This window comes from Flavobacterium sp. FlaQc-30, assembly GCF_044005885.1.
In the GTDB taxonomy this organism is placed as follows: domain Bacteria; phylum Bacteroidota; class Bacteroidia; order Flavobacteriales; family Flavobacteriaceae; genus Flavobacterium.
The window spans coordinates 745,727-769,090 of sequence record NZ_JBIPCO010000001.1; the positions used below are offsets into that span (position 1 = coordinate 745,727).

At 33.6% G+C, this 23,364-nt stretch carries 23 protein-coding genes; 11 read left to right on the plus strand and 12 right to left on the minus strand.

Annotated elements, in window-relative coordinates:
• The first annotated feature begins 12 nt into the window (after positions 1 to 12).
• From ACHRV0_RS03215 to ACHRV0_RS03230, 4 genes are all read left to right on the plus strand, one after another.
• Positions 13 to 981 (plus strand): DUF4837 family protein, encoded by a 969-nt coding sequence (locus ACHRV0_RS03215; RefSeq protein ID WP_395439881.1) that lies wholly within the window; start codon positions 13 to 15, stop codon positions 979 to 981.
• A 186-nt stretch (positions 982 to 1,167) separates the two neighbouring features.
• Positions 1,168 to 1,809, plus strand: coding sequence for a DUF1579 domain-containing protein (locus tag ACHRV0_RS03220; RefSeq protein WP_395439882.1), 642 nt, complete (start codon positions 1,168 to 1,170; stop codon positions 1,807 to 1,809).
• 152 nt (positions 1,810 to 1,961) lie between these two features.
• Positions 1,962 to 2,408, plus strand: a complete 447-nt coding sequence (locus ACHRV0_RS03225; protein WP_395439883.1) for a GNAT family N-acetyltransferase — start codon at positions 1,962 to 1,964, stop codon at positions 2,406 to 2,408.
• Between the two features lie 101 nt (positions 2,409 to 2,509).
• Positions 2,510 to 3,067 carry a GrpB family protein gene (locus ACHRV0_RS03230; RefSeq protein WP_395439884.1) on the plus strand — a complete coding sequence of 186 codons (558 nt, stop codon included), beginning with the start codon at positions 2,510 to 2,512 and terminating at the stop codon, positions 3,065 to 3,067.
• A gap of 68 nt (positions 3,068 to 3,135) precedes the next feature.
• Here ACHRV0_RS03230 and ACHRV0_RS03235 read toward each other — a convergent pair whose 3' ends face one another.
• The 4 genes from ACHRV0_RS03235 to rnpA form a co-directional block, all read right to left on the minus strand.
• Positions 3,136 to 3,939, minus strand: a complete 804-nt coding sequence (locus ACHRV0_RS03235; RefSeq protein WP_395439885.1) for an OmpA family protein — start codon at positions 3,937 to 3,939, stop codon at positions 3,136 to 3,138.
• Positions 3,940 to 3,942: 3 nt separating this feature from the next.
• Positions 3,943 to 5,580, minus strand: coding sequence for a S41 family peptidase (locus ACHRV0_RS03240; protein WP_395439886.1), 1,638 nt, complete (start codon positions 5,578 to 5,580; stop codon positions 3,943 to 3,945).
• A 2-nt stretch (positions 5,581 to 5,582) separates the two neighbouring features.
• Positions 5,583 to 6,413 carry a DUF4349 domain-containing protein gene (locus ACHRV0_RS03245; RefSeq protein WP_395439887.1) on the minus strand — a complete coding sequence of 277 codons (831 nt, stop codon included), beginning with the start codon at positions 6,411 to 6,413 and terminating at the stop codon, positions 5,583 to 5,585.
• A 79-nt stretch (positions 6,414 to 6,492) separates the two neighbouring features.
• Entirely contained in the window at positions 6,493 to 6,897 is a 405-nt protein-coding gene (gene rnpA, locus ACHRV0_RS03250) for a ribonuclease P protein component (protein ID WP_129022703.1), read from the minus strand.
• 126 nt (positions 6,898 to 7,023) lie between these two features.
• On the opposite strand from rnpA, the gene ACHRV0_RS03255 reads away from it, so the two are divergent.
• The 3 genes from ACHRV0_RS03255 to ACHRV0_RS03265 all read left to right on the plus strand — a co-directional run bounded on the left by ACHRV0_RS03255 (position 7,024) and on the right by ACHRV0_RS03265 (position 9,636).
• The gene (locus tag ACHRV0_RS03255) at positions 7,024 to 7,770 is read left to right on the plus strand and encodes a lysophospholipid acyltransferase family protein (RefSeq protein WP_395439888.1); all 747 of its coding nucleotides are present in this window, start codon (positions 7,024 to 7,026) and stop codon (positions 7,768 to 7,770) included.
• 43 nt (positions 7,771 to 7,813) lie between these two features.
• Positions 7,814 to 8,806 carry an acyl-ACP desaturase gene (locus tag ACHRV0_RS03260; protein WP_395439889.1) on the plus strand — a complete coding sequence of 331 codons (993 nt, stop codon included), beginning with the start codon at positions 7,814 to 7,816 and terminating at the stop codon, positions 8,804 to 8,806.
• A gap of 176 nt (positions 8,807 to 8,982) precedes the next feature.
• Positions 8,983 to 9,636 carry an HD domain-containing protein gene (locus tag ACHRV0_RS03265; protein ID WP_129022700.1) on the plus strand — a complete coding sequence of 218 codons (654 nt, stop codon included), beginning with the start codon at positions 8,983 to 8,985 and terminating at the stop codon, positions 9,634 to 9,636.
• Positions 9,637 to 9,789: 153 nt separating this feature from the next.
• On the opposite strand, the gene ACHRV0_RS03270 is transcribed toward ACHRV0_RS03265, so the two are convergent.
• The 4 genes from ACHRV0_RS03270 to ACHRV0_RS03285 all read right to left on the minus strand — a co-directional run bounded on the left by ACHRV0_RS03270 (position 9,790) and on the right by ACHRV0_RS03285 (position 13,026).
• Positions 9,790 to 9,912, minus strand: a complete 123-nt coding sequence (locus ACHRV0_RS03270) for a FeoB-associated Cys-rich membrane protein (RefSeq protein WP_089053480.1) — start codon at positions 9,910 to 9,912, stop codon at positions 9,790 to 9,792.
• Positions 9,913 to 9,918: 6 nt separating this feature from the next.
• Positions 9,919 to 12,018 carry a ferrous iron transport protein B gene (gene feoB / locus ACHRV0_RS03275; RefSeq protein ID WP_395439890.1) on the minus strand — a complete coding sequence of 700 codons (2,100 nt, stop codon included), beginning with the start codon at positions 12,016 to 12,018 and terminating at the stop codon, positions 9,919 to 9,921.
• Positions 12,018 to 12,257: a FeoA family protein gene (locus ACHRV0_RS03280; protein WP_071635705.1), complete on the minus strand. Its 240-nt coding sequence runs from the start codon at positions 12,255 to 12,257 to the stop codon at positions 12,018 to 12,020. The genes feoB and ACHRV0_RS03280 overlap by 1 nt, the downstream gene beginning before the upstream one ends.
• Before the next feature lie 103 nt (positions 12,258 to 12,360).
• The gene (locus ACHRV0_RS03285) at positions 12,361 to 13,026 is read right to left on the minus strand and encodes an SCO family protein (RefSeq protein WP_089053477.1); all 666 of its coding nucleotides are present in this window, start codon (positions 13,024 to 13,026) and stop codon (positions 12,361 to 12,363) included.
• A gap of 329 nt (positions 13,027 to 13,355) precedes the next feature.
• On the opposite strand from ACHRV0_RS03285, the gene ACHRV0_RS03290 reads away from it, so the two are divergent.
• Both ACHRV0_RS03290 and ACHRV0_RS03295 read left to right on the plus strand, forming a co-directional pair.
• Entirely contained in the window at positions 13,356 to 15,416 is a 2,061-nt protein-coding gene (locus tag ACHRV0_RS03290; RefSeq protein ID WP_395439891.1) for a M13 family metallopeptidase, read from the plus strand.
• Positions 15,417 to 15,560: 144 nt separating this feature from the next.
• A complete protein-coding gene (locus ACHRV0_RS03295; protein WP_129022698.1) occupies positions 15,561 to 17,621 on the plus strand; it encodes a M13 family metallopeptidase in 2,061 nt (686 codons plus the stop codon).
• Positions 17,622 to 17,674: 53 nt separating this feature from the next.
• On the opposite strand, the gene ACHRV0_RS03300 is transcribed toward ACHRV0_RS03295, so the two are convergent.
• The 3 genes from ACHRV0_RS03300 to hemB all read right to left on the minus strand — a co-directional run bounded on the left by ACHRV0_RS03300 (position 17,675) and on the right by hemB (position 19,591).
• On the minus strand, positions 17,675 to 18,124 hold the full coding sequence (locus tag ACHRV0_RS03300; protein ID WP_395439892.1) for a GyrI-like domain-containing protein: 450 nt from the start codon (positions 18,122 to 18,124) through the stop codon (positions 17,675 to 17,677).
• 71 nt (positions 18,125 to 18,195) lie between these two features.
• Positions 18,196 to 18,597, minus strand: coding sequence for a c-type cytochrome (locus tag ACHRV0_RS03305; protein WP_089057016.1), 402 nt, complete (start codon positions 18,595 to 18,597; stop codon positions 18,196 to 18,198).
• A 1-nt stretch (position 18,598) separates the two neighbouring features.
• A complete protein-coding gene (hemB, locus tag ACHRV0_RS03310; protein ID WP_089053472.1) occupies positions 18,599 to 19,591 on the minus strand; it encodes a porphobilinogen synthase in 993 nt (330 codons plus the stop codon).
• A 282-nt stretch (positions 19,592 to 19,873) separates the two neighbouring features.
• Here hemB and ACHRV0_RS03315 point away from each other — a divergent pair, with 282 nt between their 5' ends.
• The gene (locus ACHRV0_RS03315; protein ID WP_129022695.1) at positions 19,874 to 20,506 is read left to right on the plus strand and encodes a hypothetical protein; all 633 of its coding nucleotides are present in this window, start codon (positions 19,874 to 19,876) and stop codon (positions 20,504 to 20,506) included.
• A 3-nt stretch (positions 20,507 to 20,509) separates the two neighbouring features.
• On the plus strand, positions 20,510 to 22,330 hold the full coding sequence (locus ACHRV0_RS03320; protein ID WP_395439893.1) for a hypothetical protein: 1,821 nt from the start codon (positions 20,510 to 20,512) through the stop codon (positions 22,328 to 22,330).
• A 68-nt stretch (positions 22,331 to 22,398) separates the two neighbouring features.
• On the opposite strand, the gene ACHRV0_RS03325 is transcribed toward ACHRV0_RS03320, so the two are convergent.
• A complete protein-coding gene (locus ACHRV0_RS03325; RefSeq protein WP_395440132.1) occupies positions 22,399 to 23,286 on the minus strand; it encodes a fructose bisphosphate aldolase in 888 nt (295 codons plus the stop codon).
• Positions 23,287 to 23,364 lie beyond the last annotated feature (78 nt).

Consider the following 23,364-nt stretch of genomic DNA (forward strand, 5'->3'; position numbering starts at 1 on the left):
TAAATTGAAAAAATGAATAAAACCCATTTTTTATTGCTGTTAATCCCATTTTTACTGTTGTCTTGCTTAAAGACAGATAAGCAGTCAGAACCAGTTTCAGGGAAAACAAATACTATTTCTATCATTATCGACGACCAATTGTGGTACGGAGAAGTTGGCGATACCATTAGAAACAAATTTGCCTCGCCAGTTTTGGGTCTAACCCAAGAAGAACCCCTATTTACTATAAATCAATACCCCGCAAGACTGCTTGAAGGTTTTGTTACAGACAGCCGCAGTATAATTGTGGTAAAAAAAGCTGCAGTAGATAAATTCGAAATTACCCGCAGCAAAACCCTGCCGCACAATACATTTCGCATTTACGGAAAATCAGTTGATGATATTATTTGCAGTATCGAATTAAATTCAGCACAAATAATCAAAATGATTCGTGATGCCGAAATCCACAAAATTCAAGAAGACAATAGCAAATCACTATTAAACCCGGCAGTTATAAAAAACAAATTTCATATCGATCTCCAAATTCCAACCGGATATGAATACATGCTGCACAAAAAGAACTTCATTTGGCTTAAAAAAGACATTATAAGCGGCAATACAAGTTTACTTATTTATCAAATACCACTTCACAACTTTAAAACCAAAGGAAATGTTGTTGGTAATATAATCAAAATGAGAGATTCAATTGGTTATTACATAAAAGGGCGTGAACCAAATACACGTATGATTACCGGAGAAGCTTATGCACCTTATTTTTCTAATACAACTTTAGACCAAAAAGAAGCCTTTGAAACAAAAGGAACCTGGGAGCTCAAAAACGATTTCATGGCAGGGCCATTTATCAATTACGCAATCGTCGATCCAGTTTATAATAGAATTTTAGTTATAGAAGGATTTTGTTATTCCCCATCCAATCAAGAACGAGATTTAATGTTAGAACTAGAAGCCATCATAAAATCGGTAAAAATAGATAAACGATAAAAATTTGTTTCAGATTTCAATGTTTTAAGCTTTCTAATCAGAACGTTTTTAATCGTATTCCTTTCGTAAACTTTGTGGTTAAACTGCACAATGTAAAACATGAAACATTGAAACCTTAAACTTAAAACCACGACAGTTAATATATTTCTTACTTTTGTTTTATAACAAACAATAAAACAAAGACTTATGAAAAATTTAACCACAACATTACTACTAGCGGTGCTGTGTTTTACCTCTTGTAAAAAAGAAGCAAAAACAGAAGATGCCGAAAAAACAATCAAAGACAGCGTTGCTGTAGAAGAACCAGCTCCAGAACAGCCTTTAGACTCAGCAGCACAAATGAAAGCTTGGGCAGCTTATGCAACTCCAGGAAACGAGCATAAATTAATGGCCGATGAAGTTGGAACGTGGAACTGCGAAATGACTTTTTGGTCAGAACCAAATGGAAAACCTGAAAAAGCCACTTCGACAGCCAATGTAAAAATGATCCTTGGCGGACGTTATCAAGAAGCTATTTATATCGGAACCATGATGGGACAGCCATTTGAAGGCAAAAGCACATTAGCGTACAATAATGCCAGCAAAGAATTCACCAGCACTTTTATCGATAATATGGGAACTGGAATGATGGTAGGATTTGGTAAATATGACGAAAAAACCAAAAGCATGGAATTAAAAGGCGATATGGTAAACCCAATGAATGGTATAAAAACACCATACAGAGAGATCTACACAATTGTCGACCCTAAAACTCGAAAAATGGAAATGTTTGACATGAAAAATGGAGAAGAATATAAAAGCATGGAAATTATAATGAAGAAAAAGTAATTTTCTATTTAGATATAGAGAAATAAAGACACAAAGGTTTATTCTAGGAAATGAAGCTTTGTGTCTTTGTAATTTCTATAAGAAACTTTAGCGCAGCTAAAAAATTATTTAACTTAGCGCCTTCGTGCCTTTGTGGCAAAAAATAAGGAAGAATGGAATTAAAATGGAAAATAAAGCCTTTTGAGGCACTAAATGTAAACGAGCTATATGATTTGCTCAAATTAAGAAGTGAGATCTTTGTAGTAGAGCAAAACTGTATTTATTTAGATCTTGACGGCAAAGACAAGAAAGCATTGCACCTAATTGGGGAATACGACAATAAAATTGTTGCCTATGTCCGTTTATTTGATGCAGGAATCACTTTTGATAATGCTTCGATTGGGCGAGTGGTAGTTGATGCTAATTATCGTGATAGAAAATGGGGACACGATTTAATGCGTGAAGCAATTTCTGCCATAAAAGCAAACTTCAATAAAGAAAAGATTACTATCGGTGCACAATTGTATTTAAAGAAATTTTACGAAAGTCACGGTTTTGTACAATCAAGCGAAATGTATTTAGAAGACGATATTCCCCATATTGAAATGATTAGAGAATAAAAAGAGTTTTATAGTCCCAGTTAGGAGTAGCATAGCTGGAGATTGGAGCACATTTTAGTATAAAAAGATAGAAGCCTAGATAATAGTAAGAATAAGCAAATATGAGAAATCCAATTAACTTAGGATTAAGAAGGGATATTGTAGAATTATTTGACCACAGTGTTTTGTGGGAAAAATATGCCAATGAAACAATAATTGAATTGAAGAATATATTTGGTCATACTGCAATAGACATTCAACATATTGGAAGCACAGCTATAAAAAATATAAAGGCAAAACCAATAATAGATATTGTTGTTGGAATAAATGAATTGAAGGAACTGGGTGTCTTTGTAGAAAAATTAGAACAGAATAATTATGTTTATAGACCTTTTAAAGAAGATGATGTAATTTTTATAAAAGGAAATATAAGAGAAGAAACAAGAACACATCATATTCATGTTGTAAAACATAACAGTGATGTATGGAATAATCAGATTAATTTTAGAGATTATTTGAATAATAATGAGACTGATGCTAAAAATTACGAAAAGCTGAAAGTTAAATTACAAAAGGACAATAGAAATAATAGAAGCGGATATACAGAAAAAAAAGAGGGATATATAATTAAAATCATTGAAAAGGCGCAAGAGTGGAAAAGAAACCAAATTCGCATATAAGATCAGTTTGACGATAATTAAGTGTAGCTTTTTTATTTTTTTCGAAACTGTTCTGGTAAAGTATAAGTTTAAATTTTAGTGATCAAAAACTCAACACGGCGATCATAATTATCTCCCTTTTTTAAAGGAAATTTATTGCCGCAGCCTTGATAAGTCATTCTGTTTTTAGAAACTTTTTTAGAGCTTAAATAATAAAAAACAGTCTTGGCACGGTTCCAAGACAAACGTCTTTCCTTTGTATCCTTGTCAATTCCATCACTATATATTTCTGGAGTACAGCAAACGTGACCTCTAATTTCGAACTGTATGTTTTTTTGCTTTTGCAAAAGAACAGCAATTTTATCTAACTCCTTTTTAGAATTATTAGTAAGTTTTGCACTTCCAAGATCAAAGAGAATATTGTCTAAATAAATCCTGTCACCAACCTTTAATTTGTCTTTAAACGAAGAATAAACGCCTTTGCCAAAACTGTTGCGCTTGACAACAATTAAATCAACCCGCCGATTTCTAGATCTCGTTTCGTACAAATTTTCGACCGTATCTGGTCGAAGCACCACACGGCCCTTTCCTTCTAAAACAACAATTTTAGTTTGATTAAATCCAGAAGCAAGCAGCAAGTCTTGAATTGTATTTACCCTGTCATGAGACAATCGAAAATTATAATCATCACTGCCTCGATCATCGCAGTAGCCGTAAATTTGTATAGACTCAACTTTAGAGGTATCTATTGTTTTAATAAAATTCTTTACAACTTCAATCTGCTGGCTGGTAAGATCAAATTTATCGAAATCAAAATAGACCGTTTCGATAGGTTTTTGTTGTGCCGATACATTGTAAATTAAAAACAGAAATAGGGCTCTATAAAGTTTCATTCATTACATTTTTAGAATCGTTTTATATTCGGTTTGATTATTTAATACGTTAACAGCTTTTTTTATTTCCGAATTATTTTTGATGTAAAATTGATACAAACCTTCCTGATATTGGTATCTTTTTATAAGCTCTTCCTGAATTAGATTTTTAATTTCTTTTTGATTTTTATCCAATAAAGTATTTTCGCTTTTCTCCAAAGCCGCTATTAATTGTTGGTATTCAGGAGCAATAGTTTCGTCAATCTTTTCGTTTTTAGCAGCAGCCAAAGTATTCTTTAGAGCAATTTCAGTTTCAGTATCAAAACTAATTTTGTTCGATTTTAAATATTGTTTAAAACTGCCGTAATCAGCATCAGTAATCACAGGAATTTTGTCTCCTAAATTTGGATTCTTGTAATAGTACGACGTTGCATAATCAAAAATTCCATCATTTTTTAAAAGAGCAGTCGTAATCGGACTCATTTTTGTCTCGTCTAATTCAATATCCGGTAAAACTCCGCCGCCGTCATAAACCGTTCTTCCTTTTCTCGTTTTAAAAGCATTAAAGTTTTTAGCATCTGTTTTTTGTGCTACACCATTTTTGTCCTTATGAGCATAATCCAAAGCCTGAATACATCTTCCAGACGGAGTGTAATATCTAGAAATAGTCACCTTTAACTGCGTTCCATAAGTAAGATCTACAGAGCGTTGCACTAAACCCTTACCAAAACTGCGGCTTCCTAAAATAACCGCACGATCTAAATCCTGCAAAGCCCCAGAAACAATTTCAGAAGCCGAAGCACTGCGTCCGTTTACCAAAATTGCTAAAGGAATTTCAGTATCAACAGGTTCTTTGGTCGTTTTATAAGTATTATTATGTTTTTCAATTCTCGATTTAGTAGTTACAATAACTTCATTTTTAGGAACAAACAAATTACAAATATCAATAGCTTCATTCAACAGACCTCCAGGATTTCCTCTTAAATCAAGAACAATTTGTGTTGCCCCGTCAGCTTTTAACTTCTCCAGCGCCTCTTTGACTTCAGCAGAAGCTTTTCGGCTAAAGTGAGACAGCACTATATAACCCGTTTTGTTGTCAATCTTGCCATAAAAAGGAACCGATTTAATATCAACTTCGTCTAGAACTAATTCTGTAGTATACATTTTTCCCTGACGAAGGTATTTTACAGCGATTTTGGTGTTTTTTGCCCCTTTTAAAAGCTGCGAAGCATCATCTTTAAAATCAGCAATTAAAACATCACCAATTTGTATAATTTCGTCACCCGCTTTCAATCCCGCTTTATCAGCAGGATAATTTTTATAAGGCTCACGAACAACAAGACGATCTTTTTTACGGGCAATCATAGCACCAATTCCAGTGTATTCCCCAGTATTATTAATTTTAAAATTAACAACATCCTGTTCGTTAAAGTAAACCGTGTAAGGATCTAAACTTGCAAGCATACTTTTAATGGCTTTATCCATCAAATCGCCCGGATTCGTTTCATCTACATAATTAGTGTTAACCGCTTTAAATAGAGTTGTAAAAATTTCTATTTGCTTGGCAATTTCAAAGAAATCATCTTTAAAACTGGTTCCAACAAATAAAAACCCTGCTGCAACAGCTGGTATAATAAATTTCTTTTTGAAATAAGGATACATGATTATTGTTTTTTTCTTTTAAATCTTTTTCTAATAAAATAAACCGTCGCACAAACCATCAATACAAATGGCCAAACACTTAACAGCCAAATGAAAAAACTAGACAAGCCAAAAAATCCAGATTTAAATGCCGTCCAGATTTTAGCACCATAAGATGTTTTAACCCCTTCCTGTTCTGCAATTGTTTTGTAAAACTCAATAGTAACAGTGCTTTCAGAAACTCGGCTTTCCAAATATTTTAGTTGACCTTGTTTCGCTTCAATTTCTTCACGAATCGCCGAAATTTGCTTTTCAATTTCTAAAATCTCACTAATTTTAGTTGCTTTTTGCAGAATTTGCAGATAACGCTCTTCCAGTTTTTGTTTCGTTTTTAATCGTGAATTCAGATCAATGTATTGTTCTGTAACATCTTCTGCCGAAATATCTTTGCGTTCAAAATACGAAACACCTTTTGAGACAGAACTCAAAAAAGGGTCAAAATTCTGACTTGGAACTTTTACCGTTAGATTTCTATAAATAGTATTATAATCTTTTCCTTCAGAATCACTTAGAATACTTCCTTTATTAGCCGTAATAGCAGTTTTGATTTGATCGAAAGTTTTTTCTAAATCATTAGTTTCAAATCGAAGCGAAGCTTGTTTGATAATTTTCTGCGGAATTTCTGGAGAAGCTAAATTTTTATCTTGATCTTTTCTATTAGATTCACTTGCACCTGCGGGCGGTGGCGGAGGCATTTCTATATTACTTACGGCAAGATCTTCATGCTTTGCATCAGCTTTATTGCAGCCAGAAAGAACTAAAAAACAACATGTTAAAAAGAAAATATATCGCATAAAGTTTCAATTTAGAGCTAAAACTACAATTTTTTTATAATTTTTTGTCTAAATTAACATACAAAATGAGTTTTGAGGTCTACAACTCCGTTTTATTTTCAGATTCCTGAGTTTTCTTAATTTGAAGTATGAATTTTTCAAACAATTGAATCGTTTTTGTATTGATTTCTTCGTAAGATAATCTGTCTTTTGTTTGATAAAAAAACATGAAAGAATATGGCTGATCCAGATGATCTAAAAGTAAATGTTTGTTTAAACGATAGGTTTCCCTTAGAACCCTTTTGAAATAATTTCGATCAACCGCTTTTTTAAAATATTTTTTAGATACCGAAACTCCAATTTTTGTTTTTTCTTCTGAATTTTCTCCTACTGGACAATAAACCAAACGAAGCGGGTATTTTGAAACCGATTTTCCTTCAGAAAACAGTAAACCAATTGTCGTTTTGCTCTTTAAGCGTTCATTTTTAGGGTAAGTAAAGTTCATTTAATTCAGAAAAAATTTGCAAATTTTGATACAAAGGTACAATTAAAGCATAAAAATGGTTATTGTTTTTAATTTTTATACCGCTAAAAATATATTTATTACTTTTGGCCTTTAATTTTTAGAAGCATGCAAAAGGTAATTTCGTATCCTATATCAGTAATTTATTATTTATGTTTTGGATTATGCTTAGCGGTTTTTCATCCGATACAATGGGTTTGTTTAAACCTTTTTGGTTATCAGGCGCATAAAAAAAGCGTTGATTACTTAAACTTTTGCCTTTTAAAATGTACAAATCTAGTTGGAACAACCTATAAAATTGAAGGCGTAGACACAATTCCTAAAGGAGTACCGCTTATTTTTGTTTCAAATCATCAAAGTATGTACGATATCGTGACAATGATTTGGTACTTTAGACGTTTTCATTGTAAATTTGTAAGTAAGAAGGAGTTAGGAAGCGGAATCCCGAGCGTATCTTTTAATTTACGTCACGGAGGATCTGTGCTAATTGACCGTAAAGACCCTAAACAAGCGATTCCAGTAATCAAAGGCTTGTCTGAATATATCGAAAAAAACACTAGATCTGCTGTGATTTTTCCAGAAGGAACCCGCAGCAAAACTGGAAAACCAAAAGAATTTGCCCAAAGCGGTTTAAAAATTCTATGTAAATATGCGCCTTCAGCGTATGTTGTGCCAGTAAGTATTAACAATTCATGGAAAATGGTGCGTTATGGAATGTTTCCTGTTGGTTTAGGAAATCGCCTTACCTTTACAGTGCATAAAGCAATGGCTGTAAAAGAGTATGATTTTGTAGAACTAATGGCTTTGACAGAAAAGGCAGTTGTAGAAGGAGTAAACGAGTATAAACAGATTTAATTTTAGTAAAAAGCTAAACTTAAATCCAAATTTAAAATAAGTAATGTCTATAAAAAACATTAGATTAGAAGTGATGCAGTTTTTGGAAAAAAACGTTGACAGCTTCGTTGAACAGTATTTAATTCCTGTGGAAAAAATTTGGCAGCCGTCTGATTTTTTGCCTAATTCTGAAGGTGAAAACTTTTTTGAAGAGGTAAAAGAATTGCGTGAAATTGCCAAAGAACTGCCATACGATTTCTGGGTAACGCTTGTAGGTGATACAATTACCGAAGAAGCTTTGCCAACATATGAGTCTTGGTTAATGGATGTAGAAGGTGTAAACCAAGTAGAAAATGGCGGAAATGGCTGGTCTAAATGGATTAGACAATGGACAGGAGAAGAGAACCGTCACGGTGATCTTTTAAATAAATACTTGTATTTGTCTGGTCGTGTAAATATGCGTGAAATCGAAATGACAACGCAGCATTTAATTAACGACGGTTTTGATATTGGAACAGGAACTGATCCGTACAAAAACTTTGTATACACCAGTTTTCAAGAATTAGCAACTTATGTTTCGCACAATAGAGTAGCGCAGATCGCTAAGAAATTTGGTGATAACAAGTTGTCTAAAATGTGTAAAATGATTGCAGGGGACGAAATGCGTCATCATCATGCTTACAGTGAATTTGTTACCAGAATTTTCCAAGTTGATCCAAGCGAAATGATGTTAGCTTTTCAATACATGATGAAGCAGAAAATTGTTATGCCGGCTCACTTTTTAAGAGAATCAGGTCAAAAAATAAGTACCGCTTTTGAGCAATTCTCAGATTCAGCACAACGTATTGGTGTTTACACCGCTAATGATTATGTTGATATTATGCAGAAATTAATCAACAAATGGGAAATCGACAAAGTTTCTAATTTGACTGATGAAGCAGAAAAAGCACGTGATTACTTAATGAAACTTCCAGCTCGTATGGCTAGAATTTCTGAAAGATTAGTAATTCCTGCTGAAGGACATATCTTTAAATGGGTTGAACCAGCGAGATTATAGATTTTAGATTGCAGAGTACTGATTTTAGATTTAAAATTGATTTTTGCAATTGATATTGAAAACATTGTTGATTGTTAAAGTCTTGAAGCTTTAACAATCAACTTTTTTATTTTAAATATAAAAGCGAATATAAATCTGTTTAATCAGAATGCTTTTATTACAAACTAATACCACTTATGAATAATTCTGAACTTATAACTAAAACAATCACTTTTGTAAAAGAGAAATTAAATGATGCCGAAGGCGGGCACGACTGGTTTCATATCGAACGTGTTTACAAGAATGCACTTTTAATTGCAAATGATACCAATTGTGACCTTACTGTTGTTCAATTAGGAGCTTTACTTCATGATATTGCCGATAGTAAGTTTCATAACGGAGACGAGACAATTGGCCCCAAAACAGCACGGTTGTTTTTAGAGTCAGAAAATGTTTCAGAAGAAATTATACAGCACGTTGTCAATATCATTGAAAATATCTCTTATAAAGGCGGAAATTTTGAAAAAAAGTTCTCTTCCATAGAATTAGATATTGTTCAGGATGCTGATCGCTTAGATGCTATTGGAGCAATTGGAGTTGCAAGAGCATTTAATTACGGAGGATTCAAAAATAGAGCCTTGCACAATCCCGAAATTGCGCCGGTGACAAATATGACAAAAGAAGAGTACAAGAAAAATAGTGCGCCAACAATAAACCACTTTTACGAAAAGCTTTTGCTCCTAAAAGATAAAATGAATACTGAAAAAGGAAAGCAAATTGCGGCAGAAAGACATCGTTTTATGGAAACATTTCTAGCCCAGTTTTATGCAGAGTGGGAAGGAGTGAAGTAAGTTTTTGTTTCGCAGATATTCACCAAATAAACACAAAGCCTCGCAAAGATTTTTAATTCTCTGCGAGGCTTTGTGTCTTTACTTTGAGTATCTCTGCGAATTTGTTTTTTAGTCTCAGAACCTTAGAACCTCAGTTCCTTAGTCCCTCAAAAACTAAGAACATCCACAATTACCATCGCCACAGTCTTTTTTCTTTTTAGATTTCCAAAAAAACTTTTTGATCAAAAAAGCGACCGCGATAAAAAGGATTCCAAAAGCAATTATTTCTTGTATCATGGTGATTTATTTTAAAAATTGATAAGCTAAAAGAGCCGTAAAATAAGCCAGTCCAGTCATTAAGAAAAGCTGTGCAACAGGCCATTTCCATGAATTTGTCTCTTTTTTTGTAATCGCTAATGTACTGGCACACTGCATCGCAAAAGCATAAAACAGTAGCAATGAAATACCGCTGGCAAAATTGAATATCTTTTCGCCTGTTTCAGGATTTACTTCCTTTTGCATTTTGCTCTTAATTGTCGATTCATTATCACTGTCTCCAACACTATAAATTGTTGCTAAAGTTCCCACCAACACTTCACGAGCGGCAAAAGAACTGATAATCGCTATTCCAATTTTCCAATCATAACCCAAAGGAGAAATTACAGGTTCAATAGCTTTACCCATAATCCCGATATAAGAATTCTCTATTTTTTGAGAAGCCACTTCATTTTCAAATTGAACTTCATTTAAAGTCGTATTTGCGAATCTTTCCTTTACAATGTTTTCCGCGTCATTAAAATCTTTTCCAGGTCCAAAAGAAGCTAAAAACCATAAAATAACAGATATTGCTAAGATAATTTTACCAGCACCAAGAACAAAAGCTTTCGTTTTTTCGACAACGTTAATTCCAACATTCTTCAAAAGCGGTAATTTGTAACTTGGCATTTCAACAACAAAATAGGATTTTGAGTTTAGTTTTAAAACCTTATTTAAAACATATGCCGAAAGTATAGCCGCAACAAATCCTAGTAAATACAAGAACATCAAAGACAATCCCTGCAGATTGAAAATTCCTAAAACGCGTTTATTAGGAATCACTAACGAAATCATGATCGCATAAACAGGTAATCTCGCAGAACAAGTTGTAAACGGCGTTACCAAAATAGTAATTAAACGTTCTTTCCAGTTTTCGATATTTCGTGTCGCCATAATTGCCGGAATGGCACAAGCAGTTCCTGAAATTAAGGGCACAACACTTTTTCCTGAAAGCCCGAATTTGCGCATTATTTTATCCATTAAAAAAACAACACGGCTCATATAACCACTCTCTTCCAGAATCGAAATAAATAAAAACAAGAAGGCAATTTGAGGAATAAAAATAATAACTCCGCCAATTCCCGGAATAATTCCCTGCGAAAGTAAATCAGTCAAAATACCGCTTGGCAGTTCGTCAGCAACCCAGCTGCTTAAAGATGCAAAAGAGCTGTCAATAAAATCCATAGGTATCGTCGACCAGCTGAAAATAGACTGGAAAATGATAAACAAAATGCCTAGAAAGATGGCATAACCCCAAAATTTATGAGTTAAAACACGATCTAGTTTTGCTCTAAAATCTTTTGCTATCGAGGCATCGACTTTTAAACCTTCCTTTAAAACATCATTTATAAACTGATACCTTTTAATGGTTTCTTTTTGCTGCAGACGTTTTAATTCTGAATGCGATTTGGTAAAAGTGCTTCGGATTTCATTTCGATCTAAATTAGAGAAATTAACATCCTGCGTAATTACCAGCCACAATTTGTACATTAATTGATTTGGAAATGCTTTTTGTAAATTTTCAAAATATTCAGGATCAATTACAGAAGCATTTAAACAAGGTTCGTGCGGAATTGTTTTATAGGAAACAATTAATTCTTTTAATTGCTCAATTCCTAAACCTTTGCGCGAACTTACTAAAGCAATTTTAGTTTTTAGTTTTTCTTCTAAATACGGAATGTCTAAACTAATTCCCTTGCTTTCCATACGATCAGACATATTAATAACTAGAATCGTCGGAATTTCAAGATCCTTTATCTGAGTGTAAATCAGTAAATTTCGTTTCAGGTTTTCAACATCAGTAACTACTACAGCAACATCTGGATACAATTTATCGTTTTTGTTCAATAAAAGCTCAATAACAACACTTTCGTCCATCGAACTTGCATTCAAACTGTACGTTCCCGGCAAATCCAGAATGTTAGCTTTGATGTTATGCGGTAATTTACAGAAACCTATTTTTTTCTCAACCGTAATTCCAGGATAATTCCCCACTTGTTGATTTAAACCCGTAAGTTGATTAAAAACAGAAGTCTTTCCAGTATTTGGATTCCCAATAAGGGCAACATTGATATTTTGAATGCTCATTACAAATTGTTTTTGATAAGTTCAACTTCAATTTCACGAGCAGTTTCAACACGTATCGCTACGTGCGAACCATTTATATCTAAATATAAAGGATCTCCAAAAGGAGCAATTTGAAGCAATTCGACTAAGCTGCCCGGCAAACAACCCATCTCTAATAATTTTAAAGGAATCAAATCGATATCAAAATCTTTGATAATGGCTTTATCGCCTTTTTTCAGGGTATGGATTGTATTTTGCAAGCTTATTTAGATTGAGTTTAGATTGCAAAAATAGGCAATAATTCTTTATTTCAAGGCATTTAACACACCTGAAAATGCTAAATCTTTCTAAAAATTGAGGATTTTACTCCTTACACAAGAAATCGATGTCTTCCAACAGACGTTTAATTTCTTCTTTGTTCGTTCCGTCATAAAAACCGCGAACACGTCTTTTTTGATCAACTAAAACAAAATTTTCGGTATGAACCATATCGTACAATTGATCAGGTCGACCTAATTTTACCGCCAAATACGATTTTCTCGCCATCGTATAGATTTCTTTTTTGTCGCCCGTAACCAAATTCCATTTACTGTCTACAACGCCATGTTTTACAGCGTAAGCTTTCAAAACAGGAATGCTGTCCACTTCTGGAAAAACAGTGTGCGAAAGCAGCATAACTTTTGGATTGTTTAAAACGGCTTTTTGAACCTCCTCAAGATTCGTTGTCATTTTTGGACAAATAGAACCGCAGGTTGTAAAGAAAAAATCAGCAACATAAATTTTTCCTTCGTAGTTTTTTTGAGTAATCGTGTCTCCATTTTGATTTACAAACGAAAAATCAGCAATTGTATGGTATTTACTCTTGTATTGAACAGTGCTGTCGACTAATTCTGGATTAACATCAGCAGGATTAAAAATAGGCAGTGTTTTTTGCGGTTTTAAAGCCGAATAAAATAAAGATATAGTGACAACCGAAAAGACAATTAATACAATAAAGAATTTGCGGTATTTGTATAGAAGCGATTTCATAAAAACAATTTGGCGCAAAAATACGAAAAGAGCATTTTAAAAGGCACAACTATAATGCTTTTTAACAGCTTTGATTTTTTTAATCTTATAAAATGTGCAGTGCTTTTTGTTTCACGTAGATTTTACAGATTTAAGCAGATCTTTAATTAAATGCACACACTGCTGAAACTTACTTTCTAGAAATTGTATGTGGTTTAAATCTTAAAAAGCAGAAATGGCGGAGGTTATACTTCTTACTAAAATACTGCCGCTAATTATTGCTTTGATTTTAACACAAAATTCCAAATATTAACAATATTTTTGTATTAACACAAAAATCACACTCGAAAATGAACAAACAATTTACAAAACCCTTATTTTGTGTCTTTTCTGTAATGTTTTCATTGACTGCAGTTAAAGCACAAAACACAGCTCCAAAAGAGCCCGGTATTAATGTTTCCTACATGAATACCAAAGTTAGTCCAGGTCAGGACTTTTTTCAATATGTAAATGGAACTTGGTTAAGCAACACCGAAATTCCAAGTGATCGTACAACTTGGGGAAGTTTCAATGAATTGATAAAGAGAACAGATAAAGATGCAATGTCTATTCTAAAAGAAGCATCAAAAAATCCAAAGTACAAATCAGATACTGATCAAGGAAAAGCAATAAATTTATTTGCAACCGTTCTTGATACAGTAGGCAGAAACAAACAAGGAATTGCACCTTTACAATCCTATTTGAAAAAAATTGATGCTATAAAAAGCGTTGCCGATCTTCAAAAATATCTAACTGAAGTAGAACAAGAAGGAGCTGCTGGTTTTTTTGGAACTTATGTAGGTGCTGATGAAAAAAACAGTTCTAAAAATTCGGTATATCTTGGAGTAAACCAATTGGGATTGCCAGATAAAGATTATTATATTTCAGAAGATAAAGATTCTAAAGAAAAACGTGCAAAATACCTATTGCATGTTGCAAAGATGATGCAGTTTATTGGTGAATCTCCAGAGAAATCAAAGCAAAGTGCTTCGGCTATTTTAGCTTTAGAAACTGAATTGTCAAAACCAAGATTAAATCGTGTTGAAAGCAGAGACAGCCGTTTACAATATAATCCAATGACAATTGCTGAACTTCAAAAGTTAACACCAGCTATAAAATGGGAAGCTTATTTTACTGGAATAGGTTTAGCAAAGCTTGATACAGTTATAGTTATGGAGCCTAAATACATGAAAGCACTTCAAACTGTTTTTACAGCTAACAAAGTTGGACAATGGAAAGAGTATTTGAAATGGGATTTAGTTCATACCTATGCAACGAAATTATCAACAAATCTTGAAACGGCTAATTTCGATTTCTACAGCAAAACTTTAAGAGGAGCAATAAAACAATTACCGCGTGAAGAAAAAGCATTGCAAATTGTAAATAACGATGTTGGTGAAGCACTTGGTAAATTGTACGTTGAGAAAGTTTTTCCAGCTGAAGCTAAAACCAAAGCGTTAGATATGATTCAAAATGTAATCACTGCATACCAAAATCGTATCAACAACTTAACTTGGATGTCTGCAGAAACAAAAGTAAAAGCAATTGAAAAATTAAACAAAATCACCATTAAAGTAGGTTATCCTGATAAATGGAAAGATTACTCAGCGCTTGAAATTAAAAGTATTGCAGAAGGCGGAAGTTATTTTAATAATTCACGAAATATAGCAAAATGGAATTTCAAAAAAGGAATTGAAAAATTAAACAAACCAGTTGATAAAACAGAATGGGGAATGTCTCCTCAAACTGTAAATGCGTATTACAATCCATCTTACAACGAAATTGTTTTCCCAGCAGCGATTTTACAACCGCCGTTTTACAATTATCAAGCTGACGAAGCTGTAAATTATGGCGGTATCGGAGCTGTAATCGGGCATGAAATTTCACATGGTTTTGATGATTCTGGAGCACGCTATAATGCCGAAGGAAATCTTGTAGACTGGTGGACTCCTGAGGATTTAAAACAATTTACAGCACTTGGCGATAAATTAGCAGATCAATACAGCGCCTTAGAGCCTTTGCCTGGAATTCATGTTGATGGTAAATTTACATTGGGTGAAAACATTGGAGATTTAGGAGGAATAAATGCAGCTTATGATGGACTGCAGTTGTATTTAAAGAAACATGGAAATCCTGGTTTAATTGACGGTTTTACACCAGATCAAAGATTCTTTATTTCTTGGGCAACAGTTTGGAGAACAAAATCAAGAGACGAAGCGATAAAAAACCAAGTAAAAACAGACCCACACTCTCCGGGAATGTACAGAGCTTATGTTCCAATTCAAAACATGGACGTTTTTTACACTACTTTTGGAATTAAAAGCGGTGATAAAATGTTTGTAAGTCCAGATAAAAGAGTAAAAATTTGGTAAGATAATATCAAACCATAAAAAACGGCGCTGATTCAGCGCCGTTTTTGTTTCTATAAAGTATCAAATTAATTATTTATTGTATTTAACACATAGTTTAGAATAATTGCAATATGTTTGTGTATATACTAAAAACTATAAATAAAAATGATTAAACAGTTTAGAAAGCCGCTGTTTTGTGTTGTTTCTGCAATGATTACAATTACTGCAGCTCAGGCACAAGACGCAAAAAAGAAAGAACCGGGTATCAATCTTTCTAATATGGACACGAAAGTGAGCCCGAAAAATGATTTTTTTCGTTACGTAAATGGAGCTTGGCTGGACAAAACAGAGATTCCAAGCGATAGAAATTCATGGGGAAGTTTTAACGAATTACGTCAGAAGACTGATAATGATGCTCTTGCTATTCTAAAAGAAGCATCAAAAGATCCTAAATACAAATCAAATACAGATCAAGGTAAAGCAATTGCTTTGTTTAACACGATTATGGATACTGTTGGTCGTAATAAAAACGGAATTACACCACTTCAGCCTGTTTTGAAGAAAATCGATGCTATTAAAAACGTTACCGATCTTCAGAATTTCTTTATTGAAATGCAGCCACAAGGAGGTATTGGTTTTTTTGGAGTATATGTTGGGGCTGATGCTAAAAACAGTAACAAAAATACCGTTAACTTAGGGCCGGGAGGTTTAGGATTATCTGATAAGGATTACTACAATTCAGATGATAAAGATTCAAAAGAAAAACGTGAAAAATACGAAGTACACGTTGCGAGAATGTTACAGTATATTGGAGAATCTCCTGCAAAAGCAAAAGAAAGCGCAAAACAAATTTTAGCTTTAGAAATTGAACTTTCTGCTCCAAGATTAGACCGTGTTGAAAGAAGAGACCGCAGAAAACAATACAATCCAACTGCGATTGCTGATTTAAAGAAAAATACACCTTCTATTCAATGGGAGAAATATTTCACTGGAATCGGAATGACAAAATTGGATTCAGTAAATGTATCGCAGCCACGTTATATGATTGCTTTAGAAAAAACACTTTCTGAAAAGAAAGTAGAAGCATGGAAAGAATATTTGAAATGGTCTTTATTGAATAGAAATGCTTCAACGTTGACTACTGCTATTGAAGAAGCAAATTTTGATTTCTACGGAAAAACCCTTACTGGAGCGTTAAAACAACGTCCTCGTGAAGAAATGGCATTGCAGGTAATTAACGGTGCTACCGGAGAAGCTTTGGGGAAATTGTATGTAGAAAAATTATTTCCTGCTGAGGCAAAAGACAAAGCAAAGAGCATGATTGCTAATGTAATGTTAGCTTACGAAAATAGAATCAATGCATTGCCTTGGATGTCTGCACCAACAAAAGCAAAAGCAATTGAAAAACTAAAGAGACTTACCATTAAAATTGGATATCCTGATAAATGGAAAGATTATTCTAAGCTAGAACTTAAAAATGTTAACGAAGGCGGAACTTATTTTGATAATATGAAAAACATATCAAAATGGTCTTATGCCGAAAGTTTAGCGAAATTGGGTAAACCAGTTGATAAAACAGAGTGGGGAATGTCACCTCAAACAGTTAATGCTTATTTCAATCCGTCGTATAACGAAATTGTATTCCCAGCGGCAATTTTACAACCGCCTTTCTACAATTACCAAGCTGATGAAGCAGTTAATTACGGTGGAATTGGTGCTGTTATTGGTCACGAAATTTCTCATGGTTTTGATGATTCTGGAGCACGTTACAATGCTGATGGAAATCTTGTTGACTGGTGGACACCAGAAGACTTAAAACAGTTTACAACTCTTGGAACTGCTTTGGCAGATCAATACAGCGCTTTAGAGCCTTTGCCTGGAATTCATGTAGATGGTAAATTTACTTTAGGGGAAAACATTGGAGATTTAGGCGGAATTAATGCTGCTTACGACGGGTTACAATTGTATTTAAAAGCAAACGGAAATCCTGGTTTAATTGACGGTTTTACGCCAGAGCAGCGTTTCTTTATTTCTTGGGCTACGGTTTGGAGAACAAAATCTAGAGACGAGGCAATTAAGAGTCAGGTTAAAACTGATCCGCATTCTCCTGGAATGTACAGAGCAGTTGTGCCAATTCAGAACGTAGATGCTTTTTACCAAGCTTTTGATATTAAAAAAGGAGATAAAATGTATATTGATCCTGCTAAGAGAGTTAAAATCTGGTAAGAGTAAAATATAAAAAAACGGCGCTGATTCAGCGCCGTTTTTGTTTTTATGTCTTATCGAATTGCGATGTAAATATCAACTTCTGCATTTTTTGGGTCTTGGACTTTTTCTCCATAAACTTCAAAATCTGCTGTAAAAATTCGATTTAGATCTGAATTCCAAATCTCCAGCCATTTATTATAAACAATACCTTCAGTCAAATCTCCTTTGGCAATTATTTTTTCATATTCAGCAGATTCAATTGTTTTACTAACCATGTTTTCAGGTACAAAATCTAAACTTTCAACTTTACAGCCTAGAATAGTAGTGTAAGGTTTGGTGTGATCTTTTTCATAATCGGTATAAATGCAAAAAATCTCTTCTGAAATTTTAGCTGGAATTTTTTGTTGAATTCCTTCTGTCATAAATTTGTTCCAAAGAGCAGGAATATCCTGAGCTGATTGACCATTTTCGTTTGTAGTTCTTACCGAAATACCAATAATATCGAATTTCTGAATTTTCATTTTACTTCATTTTTGTTGAATTGTAAATTTAAAATGAGGTAGTGACAACTGTATGTCAACAGGAAATAGAACTATTTTAATTGACTATAGATATACGTTTCAATAGCCTTTAATTCTTCATCAGACATTGCCTGCGTTATCGGAATATTAGTTTTCATAACCGCAAATTGACTTGGGTCAACAATTGGTTCCGCTTTTCCTTTTAAGAACGTAACGATATCAGCATTTTTATCTTTGTAAATCTGTGCGATTTCTTTAATACTTGGTCCAATTACTTTTTGATCAACTTGATGGCAAGAAGTACAGTTTCCTCTTCCTTCAAAAATTTCTTTTCCTAAAGCTTCTGGTGTTTTGGCTTCTGCAGATTCTCCTTCAGTATACGTTTCAGTTGGATTATGATCTGGGTTTTCAGCCGCTTCTTTTTTGCATGAAGCAAATGCTAAAACGGCAGATAAGAATAATACTTTTTTCATATTATTTATTTAAAATTACGGCAGCTTCTTTTGCAAAGTAAGTAGAGATAATACTAGCGCCTGCACGCTTAATGCAATAAAGTTGCTCTATCATAATTTTATCGTGATCCAACCATCCTCTTTCGGCTGCGGCCTTTACCATAGCGTACTCACCAGAAACTTGGTAAACAGCAACAGGAACATGAACTGCGTTTTTTACCTCACGAACAATGTCTAAATAAGCCATTCCTGGTTTTACCATAACAATATCTGCACCTTCTTCAACATCTAACAAAGCTTCACGAATTCCTTCAATTCGGTTAGCATAATCCATTTGATATGTTTTCTTGTCTTTTGGAATATTTTGGGAATCTACCGGAGCAGAATCCAAAGCATCACGAAAAGGACCATAAAATGCCGAAGCATATTTAGCACTGTAACTCATAATTCCAACATTATGATGTCCGTTTTCTTCTAAAGCCTTTCTAATTGCCAAAACTCTTCCATCCATCATATCACTTGGAGCAACAAAATCAGCTCCAGCTTCTGCATGACTTAAACTCATTCGAGTTAAAGCATCAACAGTTGCATCATTGATTAATTGACCGTTTTCAATAATTCCGTCATGACCATAGATTGAATACGGATCTAAAGCTACGTCAGGCATAACGATCATTTCTGGAACAGCGTCTTTTATCGCACGAATAGTTTGCTGCATTAAGCCGTCTTTATTCCAAGCTTCAGTTCCTTTGTTGTCTTTTAAATTATCGCTGACTTTTACATAGATATTTACCGCTTTTATACCTAAATCCCATGCTTCTTTTACCTCTTTTATTGTGTTGTCTAAGGAATGACGGTAAATTCCCGGCATTGACGGAATAGCTGCTTTTACATCTTTTCCTTCAGCAACAAACATTGGAAGCATAAAATCTTGTGGGCTTAAACTGGTTTCACGTACTAAAGAACGAATTGATTCATTGGTTCTCAAACGACGGTTTCTTTGTAATGGGAACATATAATTTAGATTTTAGATTTTAGATTTCAGACTTTGAAACCTGGTTTCTTTGAAAACAGATTAATAAATCTTAATTTCTAAAAGTGAAGTTGTTTTTTTATTTTTTTGAAGATTATTTTACTTTTTTAACAAGTAGCGCAAAGTTAATCAAAAATCAACAGAATAAGGAGTTTAGACCTGCGTAGAATCCGTTAATATTATCTAAAAATTGATGCTTTTATAAGCTGAATTTTAAGAAACCTTTGCGGTAGGTTTTTAAAATATTTCGCATAAATTTGCTAAATGAAGAAAATTCTTGCTTTCTGCTGCTGTTTGCTCATGACGAGTTGTTTTGAGATAACAGAAAGAATCAAACATCACGACGACCAAAGTGGTGAATATACATTGATGATCGATTTTTCGAAATCATGGTTTAAAACCAAATCAGCTATTTTTTTAGAAGAAGTCGATGGAGTTAAAATCCCAAACGAACAGGAAATCTCGCAGAAATTAGAAGACTTTAAAGTGAAAGCTTCAAAAATTGGGGGTATTTCAAACGTAACGACCAAAACAGATTTTGACAATTATGTTTTCATTATCAAACTTAATTATGCCAATATAAAAGCCTTAAACGCTGTCGTAAATACGATTAACAATCAGCGTGATCAAATTCATTTTAGCAGTAATGCTAAAAATTTTGAACGAATTGCTTCTTATCCAGTTCCTGAGAAAGTAATTAAAGACCCAAAGAAAAAGAAAGATCTTGAAGAAGCCAGTATAACAGCGATTTATACTTTCGACAAAGATATTGCATCAGTTGAAAATACCAATAGTAAAATATCCAAAAACAAAAAAACGGTTTTTTTGAAACAGAGTATGTACAGCGTACTTAAAAAATCGACATTAATGAATAATACAATCCAATTAACGCCCTGATTTATGAAGCAGTTTTGCACTTTATTTTTAGTATTCGCCACCTATCTGACCTTTGGTCAAAACAATCAAAATAAATACGACTATTTTGTACAATTTAATGGAAATCAACTTTCGAAAAAAGTAAATATCGATGAGGTACTAAATCATCCTGTATTGAATAAGTACAAAGAGGGAAACTCAGGTTTTGACATAAGCAAGTACACATCTCTTTTTTATTTAGACAAACAATTAACCGTTCACGGAAATTTTACAGACAGTATTCCGTATTGTCAAATCACGATTCCGATAAAGAATAAAGAAGCTGCAAGACAGTTTTTAATCCAAGAATACAGCGTTAACAAAAACACGGATTCAGTTATAGCTCCAAATGTTCAGGATTTTGGAAATTTCAGTATTCTTACCACAAAAAATGAAAAAGAATCATTTGCGTTGAATGATAATTATTTGGTAATACTAAAATTAACAAAGAAATTTCACTCAAACCGATATGATATTCCAGCAGCAGTTACACTGCAAGATTCAATTACAATAGATGAACCTTATAAAGAATTGTCTATTGAGGAGCCGGGAGTTACTGATAATTCAACAGATGTAGAAGAATCTCCTGCAGAAGAATCTCCATATAGTAATGAATCTTATGCTGAATACACTAAAGAAGAAGATGACTTTAATCAAAAATTGGCCGAACAGCAAAATTTGATGATAAAAGCATTGTTTGAGAATGGTTTTACGGCACCTGTATCTGATAAAATAAATGCACTGGCAGATATTTCATCGTGGGTAAATTATGGCGCAATTATGACTGGCTTATATTCTTCTTACTCCTATCCAATGGCAGTTTTTGGAGGTTATGATAAATTTTTACCAAACCAGAAAAATTTGGGCAATTTTGTAAAAGGGATAAATCTCGATTTTTATTTCGACAACAACAATGCGCGAATAGAAGAAGTTATCGAATATTCAGAGCAGATTGCAGAAGTTGTGGGGAAAATCAGCAATAGAAAAATCAACAAAAACATATTTAATTACTTCCCGTTGAATAAGCCTTTGGGTTATATGTCTTATCACATCAATACCCAAGCAGCGCTTGAAAACATTCCGTCTTTAATGACCGATTTGTTTAATAGCCCTGCGTTAAAGAGAGATGATTTGACCGTGGTTACAGATTTAATTTCTACAATTGTTGATGAAGAAGCCACAGCAAAGCTTTTTGACGGTGATTTGAGCCTGTTTTTATACAACAGCAAGAAAGTTGAGGTAGTTTCTAAATCGTACGACTACGATGAAAATTTTGAGCCGATAGAAAAAGAAGAAAAAATTAAGAAAACAGTGCCGCTTTTTTCTGTGATTTTTACCTCTACACATCCAACATTTGGAGATAAGCTTTTACAGTTAGGCGTTCGTAAGCAATTTTTGACTCAAAACGGAAATACTTTCTTGATAGAAGGAACAAAAGAATATGGCGATTTGTTTATTATCAAAGACAAAGATGTTGTTGTCGTAGCAAACACGCTTGATTATTTTAGCAAAGAAAAAGGATCATTTGTGGCTGAAGCCAAGAAAGATTTAAAGAAAAATTATATGTTCGGAAAGTTGAATATTGGTCAGACGATGAATGTTTTCGGTAAATCGGAGAGCACTAATGCATCTGATTTTGAGAAATTCAATAGAATTTCGAAGCAATTTTCAGATATTACTTTTGAGTCTCCTAAAAAACTAATCAATAACAAATTGATTTTTGCAGTTAAATTGAACACTTTAAAATCTGATAAAAACATCATTTTACAGACATTAGATTTAGCTGACGAGATGACTTCTAAATAAGCTATAAAATACAAATCCCCGAAAAATTAATTTTCGGGGATTTTTTTTAAGCTTTAAATGATAATTTACTAGGTGACAGAAGCGTCATAAATGGCTTTTATCGTATGTTTTAGTGTATTATTAAAATCATTATCAGATTGGTCAGCACTAAGTCCTTCAGATAATGCTCTTGAGAAACTCGCAATCAATCCGTGGTTTTGTGAAAGCCTGTCATTGGCATCTTCTCTAGAATATCCACCGGAAAGAGCCACAACTCTAACAACATTCGGGTTCGACATTAATTCGCTGTAAAAATCATTAACCGTTGGAATCGATAATTTTAGCATCACTTTTACATCTTTGTCTAATGCGCGTAGTTGTTTTATGATTTCTTCTTTTAGAATTTCTTCTGATTTTGTTTTATCAGCACTATAAATATCAACTTCAGGCTCAATAATAGGAATTAGTCCTTTTTTAAAGATTTGAAGACCTACAGCAAATTGCTGTTCCACAACTTCGCGAATACCTGCCGCATTTGCCTCTTTAATAACAGAACGCATTTTAGTTCCAAAAACGTTTCGTTCAACAGCTCGCGTCAATAATTCATCCAAATTAGAAATAGGTTTCATCAACTGTACGCCATTTGCTAGATCAGCAAGACCTTTGTCAACTTTTAAAAACGGTACAATCTGTTTTTTCTCCCATAAATAGTCAGCAGTCCACAGACCGTCAATTTTACGATCCATTGTGTTTTCAAACAAAATAGCACCTAAAATATACTCGCTGTCAAACGCAGGGCTTTTTATAATTCTCGTTCTCATTTCGTGTACTAAAGTGTACATTTCTTCATCATTTGAGAAACTGCTTTCCTGTATTCCATATTGTGCCAATGCTTTTGGAGTACTTCCGCCGCTTTGATCTAAAGCAGCAATAAAACCTTTCCCAGAATGCATGCGATTTAATTGTTCATTGTTCATATTTGCCATAATACTGAATTTTAGGTGGAATAAATTCCCGTTAATTTAAGCATTTTTTAGAACTTATTGAAAGAGCGT

Excerpts from the sequence above, each read along its gene's own strand:
- ACHRV0_RS03215 (WP_395439881.1), top strand. The coding sequence starts at position 13 with ATGAATAAAACCCATTTTTTATTGCTGTTAATCCCATTTTTACTGTTG.
- ACHRV0_RS03220 (WP_395439882.1), top strand. The coding sequence starts at position 1,168 with ATGAAAAATTTAACCACAACATTACTACTAGCGGTGCTGTGTTTTACC.
- ACHRV0_RS03225 (WP_395439883.1), top strand. The coding sequence starts at position 1,962 with ATGGAATTAAAATGGAAAATAAAGCCTTTTGAGGCACTAAATGTAAAC.
- ACHRV0_RS03230 (WP_395439884.1), top strand. The coding sequence starts at position 2,510 with ATGAGAAATCCAATTAACTTAGGATTAAGAAGGGATATTGTAGAATTA.
- ACHRV0_RS03235 (WP_395439885.1), bottom strand. The coding sequence starts at position 3,939 with ATGAAACTTTATAGAGCCCTATTTCTGTTTTTAATTTACAATGTATCG.
- ACHRV0_RS03240 (WP_395439886.1), bottom strand. The coding sequence starts at position 5,580 with ATGTATCCTTATTTCAAAAAGAAATTTATTATACCAGCTGTTGCAGCA.
- ACHRV0_RS03245 (WP_395439887.1), bottom strand. The coding sequence starts at position 6,413 with ATGCGATATATTTTCTTTTTAACATGTTGTTTTTTAGTTCTTTCTGGC.
- rnpA (WP_129022703.1), bottom strand. The coding sequence starts at position 6,897 with ATGAACTTTACTTACCCTAAAAATGAACGCTTAAAGAGCAAAACGACA.
- ACHRV0_RS03255 (WP_395439888.1), top strand. The coding sequence starts at position 7,024 with ATGCAAAAGGTAATTTCGTATCCTATATCAGTAATTTATTATTTATGT.
- ACHRV0_RS03260 (WP_395439889.1), top strand. The coding sequence starts at position 7,814 with ATGTCTATAAAAAACATTAGATTAGAAGTGATGCAGTTTTTGGAAAAA.
- ACHRV0_RS03265 (WP_129022700.1), top strand. The coding sequence starts at position 8,983 with ATGAATAATTCTGAACTTATAACTAAAACAATCACTTTTGTAAAAGAG.
- ACHRV0_RS03270 (WP_089053480.1), bottom strand. The coding sequence starts at position 9,912 with ATGATACAAGAAATAATTGCTTTTGGAATCCTTTTTATCGCGGTCGCT.
- feoB (WP_395439890.1), bottom strand. The coding sequence starts at position 12,018 with ATGAGCATTCAAAATATCAATGTTGCCCTTATTGGGAATCCAAATACT.
- ACHRV0_RS03285 (WP_089053477.1), bottom strand. The coding sequence starts at position 13,026 with ATGAAATCGCTTCTATACAAATACCGCAAATTCTTTATTGTATTAATT.
- ACHRV0_RS03290 (WP_395439891.1), top strand. The coding sequence starts at position 13,356 with ATGAACAAACAATTTACAAAACCCTTATTTTGTGTCTTTTCTGTAATG.
- ACHRV0_RS03295 (WP_129022698.1), top strand. The coding sequence starts at position 15,561 with ATGATTAAACAGTTTAGAAAGCCGCTGTTTTGTGTTGTTTCTGCAATG.
- ACHRV0_RS03300 (WP_395439892.1), bottom strand. The coding sequence starts at position 18,124 with ATGAAAATTCAGAAATTCGATATTATTGGTATTTCGGTAAGAACTACA.
- ACHRV0_RS03305 (WP_089057016.1), bottom strand. The coding sequence starts at position 18,597 with ATGAAAAAAGTATTATTCTTATCTGCCGTTTTAGCATTTGCTTCATGC.
- hemB (WP_089053472.1), bottom strand. The coding sequence starts at position 19,591 with ATGTTCCCATTACAAAGAAACCGTCGTTTGAGAACCAATGAATCAATT.
- ACHRV0_RS03315 (WP_129022695.1), top strand. The coding sequence starts at position 19,874 with ATGAAGAAAATTCTTGCTTTCTGCTGCTGTTTGCTCATGACGAGTTGT.
- ACHRV0_RS03320 (WP_395439893.1), top strand. The coding sequence starts at position 20,510 with ATGAAGCAGTTTTGCACTTTATTTTTAGTATTCGCCACCTATCTGACC.
- ACHRV0_RS03325 (WP_395440132.1), bottom strand. The coding sequence starts at position 23,286 with ATGAACAATGAACAATTAAATCGCATGCATTCTGGGAAAGGTTTTATT.